General features: G+C 58.1%; 20 protein-coding genes. 12 read left to right on the forward strand and 8 right to left on the reverse strand.

Annotation, left to right across the window (positions count from 1 at the left end):
* Positions 1-3: 3 nt before the first annotated feature.
* The 4 genes from J3348_RS08425 to J3348_RS08440 all read left to right on the forward strand — a co-directional run bounded on the left by J3348_RS08425 (position 4) and on the right by J3348_RS08440 (position 3,777).
* Positions 4-264, forward strand: a complete 261-nt coding sequence (locus J3348_RS08425) for a EutN/CcmL family microcompartment protein (protein ID WP_005939597.1) — start codon at positions 4-6, stop codon at positions 262-264.
* A 61-nt stretch (positions 265-325) separates the two neighbouring features.
* The gene (locus J3348_RS08430; protein WP_005939599.1) at positions 326-1,555 is read left to right on the forward strand and encodes an FAD-dependent oxidoreductase; all 1,230 of its coding nucleotides are present in this window, start codon (positions 326-328) and stop codon (positions 1,553-1,555) included.
* Between the two features lie 15 nt (positions 1,556-1,570).
* The gene (locus J3348_RS08435) at positions 1,571-2,731 is read left to right on the forward strand and encodes an iron-containing alcohol dehydrogenase (RefSeq protein ID WP_207698751.1); all 1,161 of its coding nucleotides are present in this window, start codon (positions 1,571-1,573) and stop codon (positions 2,729-2,731) included.
* Between the two features lie 167 nt (positions 2,732-2,898).
* Positions 2,899-3,777, forward strand: coding sequence for a beta-1,6-N-acetylglucosaminyltransferase (locus J3348_RS08440; protein WP_207698752.1), 879 nt, complete (start codon positions 2,899-2,901; stop codon positions 3,775-3,777).
* 41 nt (positions 3,778-3,818) lie between these two features.
* Here the strand turns inward: J3348_RS08440 and J3348_RS08445 are convergent, their stop codons facing one another.
* The 3 genes from J3348_RS08445 to J3348_RS08455 all read right to left on the reverse strand — a co-directional run bounded on the left by J3348_RS08445 (position 3,819) and on the right by J3348_RS08455 (position 6,843).
* Positions 3,819-5,711 (reverse strand): heavy metal translocating P-type ATPase, encoded by a 1,893-nt coding sequence (locus J3348_RS08445; protein WP_207698753.1) that lies wholly within the window; start codon positions 5,709-5,711, stop codon positions 3,819-3,821.
* A gap of 555 nt (positions 5,712-6,266) precedes the next feature.
* Entirely contained in the window at positions 6,267-6,488 is a 222-nt protein-coding gene (locus J3348_RS08450; RefSeq protein ID WP_005940491.1) for a cation transporter, read from the reverse strand.
* A 19-nt stretch (positions 6,489-6,507) separates the two neighbouring features.
* Positions 6,508-6,843 carry a metalloregulator ArsR/SmtB family transcription factor gene (locus tag J3348_RS08455; protein WP_207698754.1) on the reverse strand — a complete coding sequence of 112 codons (336 nt, stop codon included), beginning with the start codon at positions 6,841-6,843 and terminating at the stop codon, positions 6,508-6,510.
* Between the two features lie 212 nt (positions 6,844-7,055).
* Here J3348_RS08455 and J3348_RS08460 point away from each other — a divergent pair, with 212 nt between their 5' ends.
* Together J3348_RS08460 and J3348_RS08465 are read left to right on the forward strand one after the other, a co-directional pair.
* Positions 7,056-7,223 (forward strand): hypothetical protein, encoded by a 168-nt coding sequence (locus J3348_RS08460; RefSeq protein WP_154255759.1) that lies wholly within the window; start codon positions 7,056-7,058, stop codon positions 7,221-7,223.
* A 37-nt stretch (positions 7,224-7,260) separates the two neighbouring features.
* Positions 7,261-7,650: a hotdog domain-containing protein gene (locus J3348_RS08465; protein WP_097781121.1), complete on the forward strand. Its 390-nt coding sequence runs from the start codon at positions 7,261-7,263 to the stop codon at positions 7,648-7,650.
* 201 nt (positions 7,651-7,851) lie between these two features.
* Here J3348_RS08465 and J3348_RS08470 read toward each other — a convergent pair whose 3' ends face one another.
* On the reverse strand, positions 7,852-8,058 hold the full coding sequence (locus J3348_RS08470; RefSeq protein ID WP_145945759.1) for a hypothetical protein: 207 nt from the start codon (positions 8,056-8,058) through the stop codon (positions 7,852-7,854).
* 45 nt (positions 8,059-8,103) lie between these two features.
* On the opposite strand from J3348_RS08470, the gene J3348_RS08475 reads away from it, so the two are divergent.
* Both J3348_RS08475 and J3348_RS08480 read left to right on the forward strand, forming a co-directional pair.
* Positions 8,104-9,768: a Na+/H+ antiporter NhaC family protein gene (locus J3348_RS08475; RefSeq protein ID WP_154260099.1), complete on the forward strand. Its 1,665-nt coding sequence runs from the start codon at positions 8,104-8,106 to the stop codon at positions 9,766-9,768.
* Positions 9,769-9,858: 90 nt separating this feature from the next.
* Positions 9,859-10,320, forward strand: coding sequence for a MarR family transcriptional regulator (locus J3348_RS08480; RefSeq protein WP_207698755.1), 462 nt, complete (start codon positions 9,859-9,861; stop codon positions 10,318-10,320).
* Between the two features lie 48 nt (positions 10,321-10,368).
* On the opposite strand, the gene J3348_RS08485 is transcribed toward J3348_RS08480, so the two are convergent.
* Positions 10,369-10,548, reverse strand: coding sequence for a hypothetical protein (locus tag J3348_RS08485; RefSeq protein WP_207698849.1), 180 nt, complete (start codon positions 10,546-10,548; stop codon positions 10,369-10,371).
* 400 nt (positions 10,549-10,948) lie between these two features.
* On the opposite strand from J3348_RS08485, the gene J3348_RS08490 reads away from it, so the two are divergent.
* From J3348_RS08490 to J3348_RS08505, 4 genes are all read left to right on the forward strand, one after another.
* A complete protein-coding gene (locus J3348_RS08490) occupies positions 10,949-11,716 on the forward strand; it encodes an AzlC family ABC transporter permease (protein WP_207698756.1) in 768 nt (255 codons plus the stop codon).
* Positions 11,713-12,042, forward strand: a complete 330-nt coding sequence (locus J3348_RS08495) for a branched-chain amino acid transporter permease (protein WP_207698757.1) — start codon at positions 11,713-11,715, stop codon at positions 12,040-12,042. Before J3348_RS08490 ends, J3348_RS08495 begins: the two co-directional genes overlap by 4 nt.
* A gap of 182 nt (positions 12,043-12,224) precedes the next feature.
* A complete protein-coding gene (locus J3348_RS08500; protein ID WP_207698758.1) occupies positions 12,225-13,082 on the forward strand; it encodes an NAD(P)/FAD-dependent oxidoreductase in 858 nt (285 codons plus the stop codon).
* 6 nt (positions 13,083-13,088) lie between these two features.
* Entirely contained in the window at positions 13,089-13,778 is a 690-nt protein-coding gene (locus J3348_RS08505; protein WP_207698759.1) for a Crp/Fnr family transcriptional regulator, read from the forward strand.
* A 49-nt stretch (positions 13,779-13,827) separates the two neighbouring features.
* Here the strand turns inward: J3348_RS08505 and J3348_RS08510 are convergent, their stop codons facing one another.
* Genes J3348_RS08510 through J3348_RS08520 form a run of 3 tightly spaced genes read right to left on the reverse strand, consistent with a single transcriptional unit; the run spans position 13,828 to position 16,560 of the window.
* Positions 13,828-14,304, reverse strand: a complete 477-nt coding sequence (locus tag J3348_RS08510) for a hypothetical protein (RefSeq protein WP_207698760.1) — start codon at positions 14,302-14,304, stop codon at positions 13,828-13,830.
* Positions 14,305-14,329: 25 nt separating this feature from the next.
* Positions 14,330-15,292, reverse strand: a complete 963-nt coding sequence (locus J3348_RS08515) for a GTP-binding protein (protein WP_097774543.1) — start codon at positions 15,290-15,292, stop codon at positions 14,330-14,332.
* 29 nt (positions 15,293-15,321) lie between these two features.
* Entirely contained in the window at positions 15,322-16,560 is a 1,239-nt protein-coding gene (locus J3348_RS08520; RefSeq protein ID WP_207698761.1) for a CobW family GTP-binding protein, read from the reverse strand.
* Between the last annotated feature and the right edge of the window lie 356 nt (positions 16,561-16,916).

Genomic DNA, 16,916 nt, shown 5'->3' on the forward strand with positions numbered 1-16,916 from the left:
GCTATGATTTTAGGGATCGTCAAGGGGACCGTTGTCGCCACCCGCAAAATGCCGGAGCTTGTAGGCTATAAGTTCCTGCTGGTGGAGCCGGTGTTCGGCTCCAAAAAGGATACCATCGTGGCGGGCGACAACATCGGCGCGGGTGTAGGCGAGATGGTTCTGGTCACCACCGACGAGACCACCCAGCATGGTCTGGACCATCCGTCGCCCATTGATGCTTTCATCGTGGGCATCGTGGACAATCCTCCCACCCTGAGTAAGTAACACCCTGCAAGTTTTGCCGCAGAGAGGGGCTTCCTCCCGGCGGGATCGTGAGGCTTAAACAATGAAAATTATTATCATCGGCAGCATTGCCGCCGGGGTTTCGGCCGCCGCCAGACTTGCCGCCGCCCAGCGCGGAGCGCAGATCACCGTCTACGAAAAAGGCGGCTTCTACTCCTGCGGCACCGGCGGCCTGCCCCATTACCTGTGCGAGGATCTGGACAGCCTGAACAAGGCCATTCAGGCCAAGGAGACTGAGCTGAACGCGCAGGGCATCACCGCACATCTGCGCCATGAGGTGCGCGGCATCGACGCAGCCGCCCGCAAGGTGACGGTATGTGATCTTGCCACCGGACGCGTGTTTGAAGACCACTACGACAAGCTGGTGCTGGCCACCGGTTCTTCCAACCGTGTGCCGCAGGTGCCCGGCAGTGACCGCGTGGGCGTGCAGACCCTCAAGACCGTGGAAGATCTGATCTTCCTCAAGGAGTTCGTCCGCACCCCCTATGTGCGGGACATCGTGATCCTGGGCGGCAGCTGGGCCGGTTTGGAGATCGCAAAGTCCTTCCTCAAGCTGGGCCGCAATGTGCGTATCATTGAAAAAGAGCAGCAGCTTTTGCCCCAGTTTGACCCTGAGGTGAGCAAGCTGATCCAGAAGGAGCTGGAAGCGCAGGGCGTGCAGTTCAATCTGGGTGAGCAGGTGCGCTCCTTCCCAGGCCGTACCTTCGTGGAGCAGGTGCAGACCAACCGCGGCACCTACCCCTGTGACCTTTGCGTGGTAGCCATCGGCGTTACCCCCAACACCGGCCTGCTGGCCGGTACCGGGGCGCAGCTGGCACCCAATGGCGCTGTGCTCATTGGTGCCGACCTTGCCACCAGTGTGCCCAATATCTATGCCGTGGGCGACTGCGCAGCCTGCCGCGACGGCTCTCTGCGCACCAGCAGCCTGAAGGTGGCGGATCTGGAGATCGCCCGCACCGGCCTGACCGAGACCGAGGCCCGCAAGGCCGGTCTGCGGGTGAAGAGTGCAATGGCCACCGGCACCGACCGTCCGGGCATCTGCCCGAACCCCCACCGCATCACCATCAAGCTGGTGTATGAGGCCAATACCCGTCAGGTGCTGGGTGCGCAGGCATGGGGAGAAAAGAATGTTTCGGCCCGCATCAACGCCATTGCCGTTGCCATCCGCGCTGGCATGACCGTGGAAGCACTGGGTCAGGTGGATTTCGTCTATTCCTCCTCGTCCTGTTCCATTTGGGACCCGGTGCAGATCGTCTGCGGTCAGGCACAGTAAGCGGAGGGTGAACACATGGCAGAACGCATCAACGCCGTCAAGACCAGCTTTTTTGGCAAGGGTGCCATCCGTCTTCTGGGACCGGAGCTTCAGAAGATGGGCATCCGCCGTGCTTTGCTGGTGACAGACCGCTTTCTCTATGATTCCGGTGCCGCTGCCCGGGTCGGTCAGGTACTGTCCGATGCCGGTGTGGAGTACGCCGTGTACTACAATGTGCAGCCCAACCCCACCGTACAGGTGGTGAACGACTGCATTGCCGCAGCCCGTACCCTGCAGGTGCAGCTGCTGGTGGCTCTGGGCGGCGGCAGCGCCATTGATACCGCTAAGGCAGCCAGCATCGTGGTGGCCTGCGGCGGTACCGTGGAGCAGTACGAGGGCGAGAACAAGTCCTCCAAGCCCGGCCTGCCCATCGTGGCGGTGAACACCACCGCCGGTACCGGCAGCGAGTGCACCTCCTTCTACATCGTCACCGACCCTGTCCGCCACAGCAAAATGGCCATGGTGGACCCCAACTGCATGGTCAGCATTGCGGTGAACGACACCGACTTCATGTCCTCCATGCCGCCCAAGCTCACCGCAGCCACCGGTATGGACGCGCTGACCCACGCCATCGAGGCGGCGCTTTCCAAAAACGCCAACCCGCTCACGGACAAGGATGCCTACTGGGCCATGCAGGCGATCGTGCAGAACCTGCCCCGGGCCGTTGCCAACGGTCAGGATGAAGCCGCCCGCACCATGATGGCCTACGCCGAAAATGTGGCAGGCATGGCTTTCTCCAACGCGGGCCTTGGCATGGTGCATGCGATGGCACACGCGCTGGGCGGACACTACAACCTGCCCCACGGTGTGTGCAATGCGGTGCTGCTGCCCTACGTGCTGGCCTTCAACAGCCGCAGCCCGGTGTGCCGGGAGCGGTTCATGACCATTGCCGCTGCCATGGGCCTGCAGGACACTTTTACCCCGGACACTGCCGCACCGGCAGTGATCCAGTTTGTCCGTCAGCTCAGTGCAGGGGTGGGCATCCCCGCAAACCTTGCGCAGCTGAACAAGGTGGACCCTGCAGATTTTGCCGCGCTGGCAGAGCTTGCCCTGCACGACACCTGCATGTCCACCAACCAGATCACCCCCACCCGCGGCGAGGTGGTGGCGGTATATACCGCTGCTTTCCGCGGATAAACTTTGAGACCTCCTCCATTTTCTCCATACCCAAACAAAGCCGCCGCTCTCCCTCTGCAAGGGAATGCGGCGGCTTTGTGCTGTAAAAAGGGGTGATGGGATTGTTTTTAAAGAGGGTTCTGTTATAATAAAATAAAAATGCGGCGCAGAATTAAGAGGAGAAAGCGATGGAAACAAGAGAAAAACAGGCGTACCTGATAGAAGCACATAAATGTGATGAGATGCTTCTGACCCTGTTGCGGATGCTGGATGTACCGTGGAATGATATATTCATCCACATGGACAGCAAAAATACGGACTACCAGCCGGAAACGGTGGAGTGCCGCATGAAATATGCGAAAGTGTTTCACGCAAAACGGCACAGTGTTGTGTGGGGTGGTGTCAGTCAGGTAAAAGCGGAGCTTGTGCTATTGAAAACAGCAGTGGCCCATGGCCCGTATCAGCATTACCACCTGATCTCCGGTGTGGATCTGCCCATTCAAACACAAGAAGATATCCGTGCATTTTTTGAGGCAAACCCGGACGTGGAATTTGTCCATTTCGACCCGCACCCGTTCAGCCCATTCAACGATGAGCGCGTTTATTACCGGCACTTTTTCCAGAATATCGATCTGCGCCGCCATCCGGTGCTCGGCGTGATCAATGGAATCCTGCTGTCGGGCCAGAAGCTGCTGAAAATAAAGCGCAATCAGGACGTTCACTTCACAAAGGGCAGCAACTGGTTCAGCTGCACTGACGGCTTTGCACGGTATCTGCTGACAAAAGAAGAGTGGATCCTGCAGGTGCTGGACAAGACCTTTTGCTCGGACGAGTTCTTTGTGCAGACACTGATCGCGCAGTCGCCGTATCAGGATAAGATCTATCAGGGGCCGGGTGATACCAGTGCCCGTGCCATCGATTGGGACAGAGGCAATCCGTGGGTCTGGAAATACGCTGATCTGGAACAGCTGAAAGCATCGCCCTGCATGTTTGCCAGAAAATTTGATATCGAAAAAGAACCGGAGCTTGTGCATGAAATAGAACGCCTGTATGCACCTCATATATAAAAACAGTGCCGGACAGTTTTCAGGCTGTCCGGCACTGTTTTTTACTGTTCATTCTTTTTCGCCAGATCCTTGGTGTACAGGGCACGGGTGGCGTTGAGCACAGCCAGCACCATCACGCCCACATCGGCAAAGATGGCGGTCCACATGCTGGCCATGCCGATCGCGCCCAGCACAAGGCAGGCAAACTTGATGGCCAGTGCAAACACGATGTTCTGGTACACGATGCGTAACGTGCGGCGGGCAATGCGCATGGCCAGTGCGATCTTGGCGGGGTCGTCGTCCATCAGCACCACGTCAGCGGCCTCAATGGCAGCGTCAGAGCCAAGAGCGCCCATTGCAATGCCCACATCGGCACGGGACAGCACCGGGGCATCGTTGATGCCGTCGCCCACAAAGGCAAGGTTCTCTTTGGGCCGCTTTGCGGCGAGCAGCGTTTCGATCTGGTCTACCTTGTCGCCCGGCAGCAGGCCCGCATGGTATTCATCCAGCCCAAGCTCTGCGGAAACGGCCTTTGCAACCGGCTCGGCATCGCCGGTCAGCATCACGGTCTTGCGCACACCGGCATCCTTCAGGCCCCGGATGGCCTGTGCGCTGTGGGGCTTCACCACATCGGCGATCAGCAGATAACCGGCGTACATGCCCTCGATGGCCACATGCACGATGGTGCCGGTCTCGCTGACGGCGGGAGCCTTCAGGCCCAGCTTTTCCATCAGGCGGGCGTTGCCGGCAGCAACGGTCCTGCCGTCCACCTTGGCGGTCACGCCGTGGCCGCCAAGCTCCTGCACATCGGTGACACGGTTCGGATCGATCTCCCTGCCGTAAGCGGCCTTGATGCTGAGGGAGATGGGGTGCTTGGACCAGCTCTCGGCCAGCGCGGCAGCTTCCACCAGCTGCTCCTCGCTGGTGCCCTCTGCGGGGTGGATGCCGGTCACTTTAAAGGTGCCCTGGGTCAGGGTGCCGGTCTTGTCGAACACAACGATGCCGGTGCGGGCCAGCTCTTCCAGATAGGTGGAACCCTTGACCAGAATGCCGCAGGCAGATGCACCGCCGATGCCGCCGAAGAAGCTCAGGGGAATGCTGATGACCAGTGCGCAGGGGCAGCTGATAACAAGGAAGGTCAGGGCACGGTAGACCCAGTCGCCAAAGCGGGCGGGCTGGCCCATGAGCAGCAGCACGATGGGCGGGATAAAGGCCAGAGCCAATGCGCCATAGCACACGGCGGGGGTGTACACGCGGGCAAAACGGGTGATGAAGTTCTCGGCGCGGGCCTTCTTCATGCTGGAATTTTCCACCAGATCGAGAATTTTGGAAACGGTGGATTCGCCGAATTCCTTGGTGGTCTTTACCTTCAGCAGGCCGGTCATGTTCACGCAGCCGCTGATGACCTCATCGCCGGTCTGCACATCGCGGGGCAGGCTCTCGCCGGTCAGGGCGGCGGTGTTCAGGGCAGAAGCGCCCTCCACGATCACGCCGTCGATGGGCACGCGCTCACCGGGCTGGACCACGATCACGGTGCCGATCTCCACATCGTCCGGGTCCACCTGCTCCAGCCTGCCGTCCTCGCCCTCAATGTTGGCGTAGTCCGGGCGGATGTCCATCAGGCTGGAAATGCTCTGCCGGCTCTTGCCCACGGCCACGCTCTGGAACAGCTCGCCGATCTGGTAGAAGATGATAACGGCACAGCCCTCCACGTAGTCGCCCAGTGCAAATGCACCCACAGTGGCAACGGCCATCAGGAAGCACTCGTCAAAGGGCTGACGGTTCTTGATGCCAAGCAGTGCCTTGCGCAGCACGTTCCAGCCGACCACCAGATACGGGATGCAGTACAGTACCAGCTCCACCGGCGTGGGGAACTGGGGCAAAAGCTTGAGGATGAGCACCAAAATCAGCGCAATGATGATGCGCTGCAGGTTCTTTTTCTGCTTTTTGTTCATACAAAACGCTCCTTTTTGCGGGATCCATGGGCCGCATCACGCTGCGGCGGGCGGGGATTTCAACAACTTTTCCCCATAAAAATGGATATTCCACGGTTTTACCCGTGTTTTCCACACAGTTTTTCAGGCGCAAAAGCGCTTTTCCACGTTTATTTTACGTTTTTTCCGCAAACGGTGTTGAAAACTGAGTGGAAACTGTTGAAAACTGTCTGATTTTTCAACAGAAAAAGTTATTGCACAACACAATCGCACACAAAGTAAAAAGCATCTGCACATTCGTTTGAGCTCTCAGAAAATCTACGAATTCTTGCTGCAGATGCTTTTTTCTTTAGCGGGCTCGCCCTCTCAGTCAAATCCTTTGGATTTGCCAGCTCTCCCAAAGGGAGAGCCCTTGGCAGTCCACGCAAACTTCATCTCTTTGCCAAGGCCTCTCCCTTTGAGGAAAGACTTCCCCAGGCCGGGGGAAGATGTCGCGTAGCGACAAAAGGGGGAGTGTGTCACCGCAGGTGACGGAGAGGGCGAGGCTGTTGATCGTGTGCAGCAACCTGCCGCGCATCAGATGTCAAAGATCTCGCAGTCGTCCTCCACCTTCTTGCAGGCGGCCAGAACGTTCACCATGGTGTCGTGGGGGTCTGCACCTTCAGAGAACTCCACCTTCATCTTCTGGGTCATAAAGCTGACGGTAGCATTTGCCACGCCTGCAACGGTGTTGGCAGCGTCTTCCATCTTCTGAGCGCAGTTTGCGCAGTCCACTTCGATCTTGTAGCTCTTCTTCATAAGTAATACCAGCCTTTCGTTATTCTTCGATATGATCCATCCCCATGGAGAGGATGCTGCGCACATGGTCATCGTCCAGTGCGTAGTAAACGGTTTTGCCATCGCGCCGGAACCGCACGAGCTTGGAATCCTTGAGCACCCGCAGCTGATGGCTCACCGCCGACTGGCTCAGCTGCACGGCGTTTGCAATGTCCTGCACGCACAGCTCGTTGTCGTGCAGTGCATACAGGATCTTGATGCGGGTGGAGTCGCCGAACACCCGGAACAGGTCGGCCAGCTCGTACAGCACCTCGTCGTCCGGCATATCCAAGGCTTCCGGCGGCGGCGCGGGCATTGCTTCCTTTATTTCCGCCATGTTGACATCTCCCTTCGCTGTGGATTCACATGAACGCTTGTTCATGTGTTCATAGTAGCACGCGGAATGCTCCTTGTCAAGGCTTTTTTAAAGATTTTTGGCGTCTGCTCTAAATTGATGAAATTTGCCTTAAAACGCAGAAAATTTGCGTTTTTGAATCGCAATAAGGATGCGGATTGGAGGGAAGGCGAAAACAAAAAAGAGGTTGCCGCATGGTCAGTGTCCTCGCCCTTTCCGTCACCTTCGGTGCCACCTCTCCCAAAGAGAGAGGACTTGGCAGCCCGTTTGCGCAAAAAGAAAAAGAGAAATTCACAAAAAAGTGCAAAATAGGGTGCGTTCTGGTGCAAAATGTGGTATCTTATAAAGGTGTTCAAAAATAAAATGCGCCATACGGCGCGCAAAAGGAGAGGAAAGTATATGACATTGGAAACCGGTATCCGCGGGGAACAGAGCGTGCTCGTCACCGCAGCCAACACCGCAAAGACCATGGGCAGCGGCACGCTGGATGTGTTTGCCACCCCGGCCCTTGTGGCTCTGGCGGAAAAAACCTGCTGGATGAGCGTGGCCGACGCGCTGGGTGAGGGCAATGGCTCGGTGGGCACCAAGCTCGAGCTGGAGCACACCGCCCCCACCCCCGTGGGCATGACCGTGACCTGCGAGAGCGAGCTGGTGGCGGTGGAAGGCCGCAAGCTCACCTTCAAGGTGGCCCTGCACGACGAAAAAGGCCCTGTAGGCGGCGGCACCCACGAACGTTTTGTCATCAACAACGCCAAGTTCGCAGCCAAGGCGGAGGCAAAGAAGGGGTAAAACTCCTTCCGTCATCGCTGCGCGATGCCACCGTTCCCCTTTTTGTCGCTTACACGACATCTTCCCCCAGCCGGGGGAAGTCTTTCTCAATGAGGGAGGCTTTGGCAGTACGGTAAAGTTCCCGGTTTGGCCAAAGGCTCTCCCTTTGGGAGAGCTGGCACCGAAGGTGACTGAGAGGGCGAGGACGCTGACCGAAGAAAACTATTCTTCATCCGTCTGCTCTGTTTGCTCCAATCGGATCGGCGGCGGGTCAGCTTCCAGCAAGTGCTGCTCAGCACGCTTCTGCGCGTCCTGCAAAAGCTGTGCGGCCTGCACGCTGGCCCGGAACAGCTCAAAATACATCGCTTTATAGTCCGGCGCGGCGCACACCTCCCTTTGCATTCGATGGGGATAGTTTTTCCTGCGCAAAGAGGGGTATGCATCCCCGGAAATTTGAAAAAAGAGGAATCCGTTATGAAAAACAAGAACCTTTCATGGTTCGCAGCTCTGCTGGTGTTTGCCCTGCTGCTGTGGTGCACAGCGGCAACGCCCGGCAAGATCGCGGACCCGTCCACCTATACCTGTGCGGTGTACAGCACCATCTTTTCGCTGCTGCCGCCGGTGATCGCCATTGTGCTGGCGCTGAACACCAAGGAGGTGTACACCTCCCTGCTGGTGGGCATCGCATCCGGTGCACTGCTATATGCCAACGGCAATCTGGAGCTGGCCATCAACACCCTGTTCTTCAATGAGGACGGCGGCATGGTGGCCAAGCTTTCGGACAGCAGCAACGTGGGCATTTTGGTGTTCCTTGTCATGCTGGGCATCCTTGTGGCCCTGATGAATAAGGCCGGCGGCTCTGCCGCCTTTGGCCGCTGGGCCTCCACCCACATCCACTCCCGGGCCGGTGCGCAGTTTGCCACCCTGCTGCTGGGCGTGATGATCTTTGTGGACGACTACTTCAACTGCCTGACCGTGGGCTCCGTCATGCGCCCGGTCACCGACCGGCAGAAGGTGTCCCGCGCAAAGCTGGCCTACCTGATCGATGCCACCGCAGCACCCGTGTGCATCATTGCGCCGGTGTCCAGCTGGGCAGCTGCGGTCACTTCCAGCGTGCCGGAAGGCTCCGGCATCAACGGCTTTACCATGTTCCTGCGCACCATTCCTTATAACTACTATGCCCTGCTCACCATCGTGATGAGCCTGTTCCTCATCTTCACCGGCACGGACTTTGGCTCCATGAAGCTCAACGAGGACAACGCCAAAAACGGCGACCTGTTTACCACCGCCGACCGTCCCTACGGCAACGATGTGGACGATGGCACTGATACCTGCGGCCATGTTGCAGATCTGCTCGCCCCGGTGCTGGTGCTGATCGTGGCCTGCATCTTCGGCATGATCTACACCGGCGGCTTCTTTGAGGGCGTGGACTTCGTTACCGCCTTTGCGGACTGCAACGCTTCTGCAGGTCTGGTGCTGGGCAGCAGCATTGCCCTGCTGTTCACCTTTGTGTTCTACCGCGTGCGCAATGTGATGACCTTTCAGGACTTTGCCGCCTGCATTCCCGAGGGCTTCAAGGCCATGGTCAGCCCCATGCTGATCCTCTCCCTCGCATGGACCCTGTCCGGCATGACCGGCCTGCTGGGCGCAAAATATTACGTTGCCAACCTGCTGAGTGGCTCTGCTGCAGCGCTGCAGTACATGCTGCCGGTCATCATCTTCCTTGTGGCAGTGTTCCTTGCCTTTGCCACCGGCACGAGCTGGGGCACCTTCTCCATCCTCATCCCCATCGTGTGCCATGCCTTCCCGGAGGGCGAGATGCTGGTCATCTCCATTGCGGCATGCCTGTCCGGTGCCGTCTGCGGCGACCACTGCTCCCCCATCTCGGACACCACCATTATGGCATCCGCCGGTGCCCACTGCAGCCATGTGAACCATGTGTCCACCCAGCTGCCCTACGCCATTACGGCGGCTTCCTGCGCGGCAGTGTGCTATGTGATCACGGGCATTGCACAGGCTTTCCTTGGCGCAAACGGCAGCCTGTTCACCTCGCTGATCCTGCTGGCTGTTGCCATTGCCGTAGAGCTGGTGGTGCTCAGCGTGATCCGTGTGCGCACGAACAAAAAGGCGGCAGAATAAATTCCTGCCCAAAATTCAGCTGTTTCGCTTTGCGCCGCGGCCAAAACGTGGTATTTTTAAATAAAATGAACTATCGGAGGCACACGACCTATGCTGGAACAGGCATTTCAGGACGTATACACCAAATTCAAGCTGCATTTCTACCAGAACATTTTTCAGCGTTTTGCCACCCGGGAAGCCACGCTGACCACGGTGGAGTCCTTCTGCATGGAGGGCATCATGGCTATGGGCGAACCCACCATTGCGGAGTTTTCCCGCATGATGCAGATCTCCACCCCCAACGCGGCGTATAAGATCGGCAGTCTGGTGAAGAAGGGCTATGTGGAAAAGATCCAGTCCACCACCGACCGGCGCGAGTATCACCTGCGCCCCACCCAGAAGTATATCGATTACTACAACATCAGCTATTCCTATCTGCACACTGTGGTGGAGCGCACAAGAGAGCGCTTCTCCCCCGAGGACTGTGCAAAGCTGGAGGAGATGCTCACCATTGTGAGCACCGAGCTGATGCCCGAGTTGGATATGCTCAAGAAGGACGAAAAGGCAGAATAGGCAACAAAGAACTCCCGGACATCCGTCCGGGAGTTCTTTTGTTTCCCCTTACTTCTGCTCTTTATCTACTACCTGGATCTTGCCCTTCTTCCACAGCACATAGGAGGTAAGGATGCCGCCCTTGACCACCTTGCTGCCGCTGGCAGAGCTGGCGAACAGACCCAGAGCCATGGAGCCGAACAGGGCCGGCAGCAGCGGGCTCTGGATGATGTCCTTCATGGTTGCCATAAAATGTCCTCCTACTAAATACAGAATGAACGAAAAAGGCGGGTGTTTTCGGCCCGCCGTCCTTGCGATACGGACAGGACACCGGAAAAGACGGCATCTGTCAAATGAGTATGATTAAAGCACAAACGGCATTTTAGGGATATTTCAGGAACAGGATCCTGCAAAGAACCTTTACTGCATTAAAATAATAAAGCACTGACCGCGAGTCACTTTGTGTCCGTTAAAAATTGCATAAAATTTAAAGAAAAAATCTGTCGTTCTGCCAGAAGCAGTGGGGATACACCTTTGCAAAAGCCGTGAGACCTGTTATAATACAGACATATTCATATCGAGAGAATGGGTTTATCGGCGGCAATGAGGCCAAAGAGGAAACCGGCATCGTATTTTGAGGGAAAGGCCAATGGAACACGTAACCGAACAACAATTGACAAGGCGGCAGAGCACCGTATGGCGGGCACTGCGCGCCGCCGCACCGCAGACCATCCCGGTGCTGGCGGGCTATTTTGTGCTGGGGATGGGCTATGGCATTTATGTGCAGTCGCTGGGCCTGCCGGTGTGGATGCCCATGCTCATGGGCACCGTGGTGTACGGCGGTTCGCTGGAGTTTGTGCTGGCAAGCCTGCTGCTGAGCGCGTTCTCACCCCTTTCGGCGTTTCTGATGGCGCTGATGATCCAGGCGCGGCATTTGTTCTACGGCCTTGCCATGCTGGAGCGCTACAAGGGCTATGGCCTGCGCAGCTTTTATATGATTTTTGCCATGAGCGATGAGACCTTTTCCATCACCTGTTCGGCCGAGCCGCCGGAAGGGGTGGACAGGGGCTGGTTCATGTTCTTCATCACCCTGCTGGATCAGTTCTACTGGGTGGCCAGTGCCGGTCTTGGCGCGGTGGTGGGCTCGGTGCTGCCCTTCAGCACCGAGGGTGTGGACTTTGTGATGACCGCCATGTTCACGGTGATCTTTCTCAACCAGTGGGAAAAGGACGAGCAGCACTACAGCGCCCTGATCGGCCTTGCCGCCCCATTGGCGTGTCTGGTGGTTTTTGGCTCCGGCAGCTTTCTGCTGCCCTCCATGGGATGCATTCTGATCCTGCTGCTGGCTCTGCGTAAACCGATCGAAAAGGCCGAAGGCACCGAAGCAGAAAAAAGCGGCGAGGAGGTGGGCGCATGACCGCAGTCCAGATGGGCCTGACCATTGCAGTGTGCACCGCCGCCACCATGATCACCCGCTTTCTGCCCTTTGTGGTGTTCTCTTCCAAGGATCAGCAGCCGCCGGAGATGGTGCGGTATCTGGGCCGGGTGCTGCCCGCCGCCATTTTTGGTATGCTGATCGTCTACTGCCTGAAAAGCGTCACCCCCTTTGCGGGCAGCCGCGGCATTCCGGAGGCCATCGCCCTGCTGGTGACGGTGGGCCTGCATAAGTGGAAGTATGAGACCCTGCTCAGTGTCGCAGGCGGTACGCTGTGCTATGTGCTGCTGGTGCAGCTGGTGTTCTGAAGAAAGAAAAAAGCGCGCTGCCGAGCAGGAAGATTCCTGTACGACAGCGCGTTTGTGCATGGGACGATCCGCTGACAGCGAACCGGAGCAGGACCGTCCGAAAAACCGATGCTTTGCGACCCGGTCACAGAAGTTTGGGGGAATTTGGTGTATACTAAAGAAAATGATAAAAGGAGAATGTTATGCCCAAGATTGTGATTATCGGTTCCGGCCCGGCAGGCATTTCCGCTGCTCTGTACGCTGTCCGCGCCGGGGTGGATACCACGGTGCTCACCAAAGGCCCCGGTGCGCTGGACCGCGCCGAAAAAATTGAAAACTATTATGGCTTTGCCGAGCCGGTCTCCGGTGCGGAACTGGAACGCCGCAGCATCGAGAATGCAAAGCGCCTTGGTGTGAGATTCGTCACAGCCGAAGCCGTGGGCCTGACCTATACGGATAAACTCACCGTAGAAACAGTGGATAAAAATTACCCGGCGGACGCTGTGATCCTTGCCACGGGTGCATCCCGGGCGGTGCCGCGCATTCCGGGCCTTGCCGGGCTGGAGGGGCACGGCGTGAGCTATTGTGCCGCCTGCGACGCCTTTTTCTACCGTGGAAAGGACGTGGCGGTGCTGGGCAGCGGCGAGTATGCCCTGCACGAGGTGCAGGCTTTGCTGCCGGTGGCAAAAAGCGTTGCCCTGCTGACCAACGGCGCACCGCTGACGGCGGACTTCCCGCCGGAGGTCACAGTCTATCCGCAGACCGTGGAGGCTGTTCTGGGCGAAACCGTTGTCACCGGCGTGCAGCTGTCCGGCGGTGTGCAGCTGCCTGTCAGCGGTGTATTTGTGGCACTGGGCGTGGCGGGCAGCACCGCACTGGCTAGGAAGATCGGCGCAGAGGTGGACGGGAACCGCATCGTGGTGGACGAAAAAATGCAGACCACCGTGCCCGGCCTGTATGCGGCGGGCGACTGCACCGGGGGCCTTCTGCAGGTGGCAAAGGCCGTGTATGAGGGCGCGCAGGCGGGCACTGAAGCCGCCAAGGCCCTGCGGAAAGGATGAAAAGCAATGTCGGAAACAACAAAGGAACACCGCGATTGTCTGGCCAAAGGTTTTCCCTTCTGGATCGACCTGACACCCGACGAACAGGACATGCTCTGCCGCTATACCCGCCCGGTGCACTACGCAAAGGGTGCCCGGGTGCACAGCCCGCTGGAAAGCTGTGTGGGCATCCTTCTGCTGCGCTCGGGCCAGCTGCGGGCCTACCTGCTCTCGGAGGACGGGCGGGACGTGACGCTCTACCGCCTGTTCGGCGGGGAGGTGTGCATCCTGTCGGCATCCTGCGTGATGGACTCGGTGAACATCGACCTGTATATTGATGCCGAAGAGGACACCGAGGCCTACTGCATCAGCGCGGGCGTTTTCCGCAGGCTGATGCAGCAGAACGTGCATGTGCGCTGCTACGCCTATCAGATGACGGCGGAGCGCTTTTCCGACAGCATGTGGACCATGCAGCAGGTGCTGTTCATGAGCGCAGACCGCAGGCTTGCCATTTTTCTTACCGATGAGCTGGCCAAGACCGGCGGTGATGAGGTGCGCATGACCCACGACCAGATGGCAAAATACATGGGGTCTGCCCGCGAGGTGGTGAGCCGGATGCTGAAATACTTTGCGCAGGAGGGCTGGGTGCGGCTGTTCCGGGGCGGCGTGCAGGTGCTGGACAGGAAAAAGCTGCAGCAGCTGGCAAGAGGACAATAACAAAAAAGGGGCGATGTGAACATCACATCGTCCCTTTTTGTGTCATAGGTTATCCTTTGCAGCCCTGTTCTTCCCAGTCGCCGAAGTCGCTGGCTTCGGCGATCTTGGTGGGGTCGAATTTTCCGCTCTCGTCTTTGGGAGCAACGGCGGGGCCTGCTTCCACAGGGTTCTGGTTGGGAGCTTCCGGGTCGAACACCGGCTTCTCACCGCCCTCTGCGGGTGCCGCCGGGGCAGAGGCTTCTTCGGCGGGCTGGGCAGCAGCTGCCGCTTCTTCGACAGGAGCTTCCGGCGCAGCTTCTTCTGCAGCCTTTTCGTTGGCAGCATCGGAGGCTTTGGTTTCCGCTTCGGCGTAGGCTTCGGCAGTCTTGGCGGCTTCCTCAGCGTTCTGCTCGGCGTCCTCCGGGAACTCTACTTCCTCCACATGGAGCGGGTCTTTCTGGTTCAGGATCTTGTCCAGTGCCACAATGGCAGCACCGGTAACGGCCACAGCAGCGGCCGTGCCAAGGATACGAAACAGTGTTTTCATGCCGGGACCTCCTTGAAAGATCAGATCAAGAGAATGTTACCACATCGTTCAGCGGCTTTTCGGCAGGCTCCACCGAAATGGCGGTGAGCACCGGGCCTTTGCCGCGGTAGATGTTATGGAACTTGTAGCCTACCTTTGCGGTCACCCGCACCCATGCGCGCTGCTCCAGCGCCTTGTAGCCATCGTAGCTGCAGGGGAAGCCCACGAACTGGATGTCCTGCACGCAGCAGGTCATGGCGAAACGGCCCGGCACGAAGCTGTTCTTGCCGGCACGGTTGGTCTGACACACCTGTGCAAGGAATTTGACCGTTTTGCCGGTATACTTCTGGGGCTCGTCCTGACAGTCCATGTACCAGATGCCGAAATCGTCATCCGGAATGTCGATGATGTCCGCGTTGATGTCAAAGGGCAGCGGATCAGGGATATCGTCGTAGGCCACGCTGCCGTCGGCAAACTCGTAGGCGATATCGCACTTGCGGGAAGCCTGACGCACCAGCTTGTGCAGCTCCTGACGGGCGGCATCGTTGTTCACGGCCTCAGCGCGGTTGAACACGATCAGCTCACTGCGGGCGATCTTGTCCAGCAGCAGGCTGCGCATGGAGTTGTCGCGGGCGTAGGTTAGGGCGGTGGTGCCGTCGGCGGTGGCGATGCACTGGTACACGATCCAGCTCTCGGGCAGAGCCTCGGCCAGATCCTGCAGCAGCCACATGCCGTTGTACTCAATGACCACACGGCCTGCACCGGATTCCTTTTCCAGCTTGAGCAGATTCTGCGGGTTCAGCTCGGCCTTGTCCTCCAGCACCTTGACGGTCACACCGGGAAAGGCGAACTTCTTCTCGTTGTACTCCTCTTCGCCCTCCTCGCAAATCAGCAGCAGGGTCTTGTCGCCGGAGTCGAAGTTGGGGTCTTCAAAGGTCTCCTGAATGAATTTGGTCTTGCCGCTTTCCAGAAAGCCCACAAACAGGTAGACCGGAATTTCTTTTGCCATAGGAATGGTTTCTCCTTTTTACTTTAAGCTCAGCAGCCGAACAGCTCTGCAATGGCCTTTTCGTTCAGCTTGGAGCCGATCACGACCAGCTTGCCGCCCACATCTGCACCGCGGGCACGCACTTCCCATTCGCCGGGCACATAGTCGAACTCCAGCCAGCCGTCTGCGCCGCCGTTCACGATGCCCTTGCTGCGCAGGATCATGCCGTAATTGCCGGTATCCAGCTCGGTGAGGGCGTGCTCCACTTCTGCCTTGGTGAATTTGCGGGCCGTCTCGACGCCCCAGCTGGTGAACACCTCGTCGGCGTCGTGGTCATGATGATGGTGATGGCCGCAGCAGCAGTGGCCGTCATGGTCGTGATGATGCTCGTGCTCGTCGTCATCATCGTCATCATCGTGGTCGTGATGGTGGCCGCAGCAGCAATGGTCGTGGTCGTCATGATCGTGGTGATGATGGTGCTCATGCTCATCGTGATCATCATCTTCATCGTGATCGTGATGATGCTCGTGCTCATCCTCGTCGTCATCATCATCGTGGTCGTGATGATGGCCGCAGCTGCACACACCGTTCTCGTCATCGTGGTGATGATGGTGGTGCTCTTCTTCCTCGTCCTCGTGGGCGTGCTCTTCGTTGGCCTTTGCAGCCATGGCGATCAGCTCTGCCTTGAAGTCGTCCTTGGTGGACATGGCCTTCAGGATCTGCTCACCGGTCAGCTCGTCCCATGCGGTGGTCACGATGGTAGCGGTGGGGTTCTTCTCGCGCAGCAGGGCGACCGCAGCGGCGATCTTCTCCTCGCTGGCGGTCTGGGTGCGGCTGAGCAGGATGCAGCTTGCGTGGCTGATCTGGTCGTCGTAGAACTCGCCGAAGTTCTTCATATACATCTTGACCTTGTTCACGTCGGCCACGGTGACAAAGCTGTTCAGCTGCACATCCAGATGCTCGGCCACGCCTTCCACAGCGCGGGTCACATCGGAGAGCTTGCCCACGCCGGAGGGCTCGATGACGATGCGGTCGGGGTGGTACTGCTCCACCACCTGCTGCAGGGCGGTGCGGAAGTCGCCCACCAGAGAGCAGCAGATGCAGCCGGCGTTCAGCTCGTTGATCTGGATGCCGCTTTCCTTCAGAAAGCCGCCGTCAATGCCGATCTCGCCGAACTCGTTCTCGATCAGCACCACCTGCTGGCCGGCAAAGGCCTCTTTGATGAGCTTTTTGATCAGGGTAGTTTTACCGGCACCAAGGAAGCCGGAGAAAATATCGATTTTGGTCATGATTCAATTGCCTCTTTCTTCGAATAGCACACAGAGCCGCAGAGTGCTGGCTCAAAAAACTTACACTCCTATTATAACAAGGCTGTCAATGGGAAAACCGCCTTTTTCAAGAAAAAATTGTAACTTTTTTTGCAAGAAAGTTGCGTTTTCGGGGAAAAGGCGAAAAATGTTCTCTTCTTCAGCGGGCTCGCCCTCTCCGTCACCTACGGTGACACCTCTCCCAAAGGGAGAGGCCTTGGCATAATGATATACTTTGCATGGACTGCCAAAGGCTCCCACTTTGGGGGAGCTGTCGAGCGAATGCGAGACTGAGAGGGCGAGGATGCTCCCCGGCAAGCGGAGGTCATTCCAAACCG

Origin of the sequence: Faecalibacterium sp. Marseille-Q4896 (genome assembly GCF_017377615.1) — a bacterium.
Classification (GTDB): domain Bacteria; phylum Bacillota; class Clostridia; order Oscillospirales; family Ruminococcaceae; genus Faecalibacterium; species Faecalibacterium taiwanense.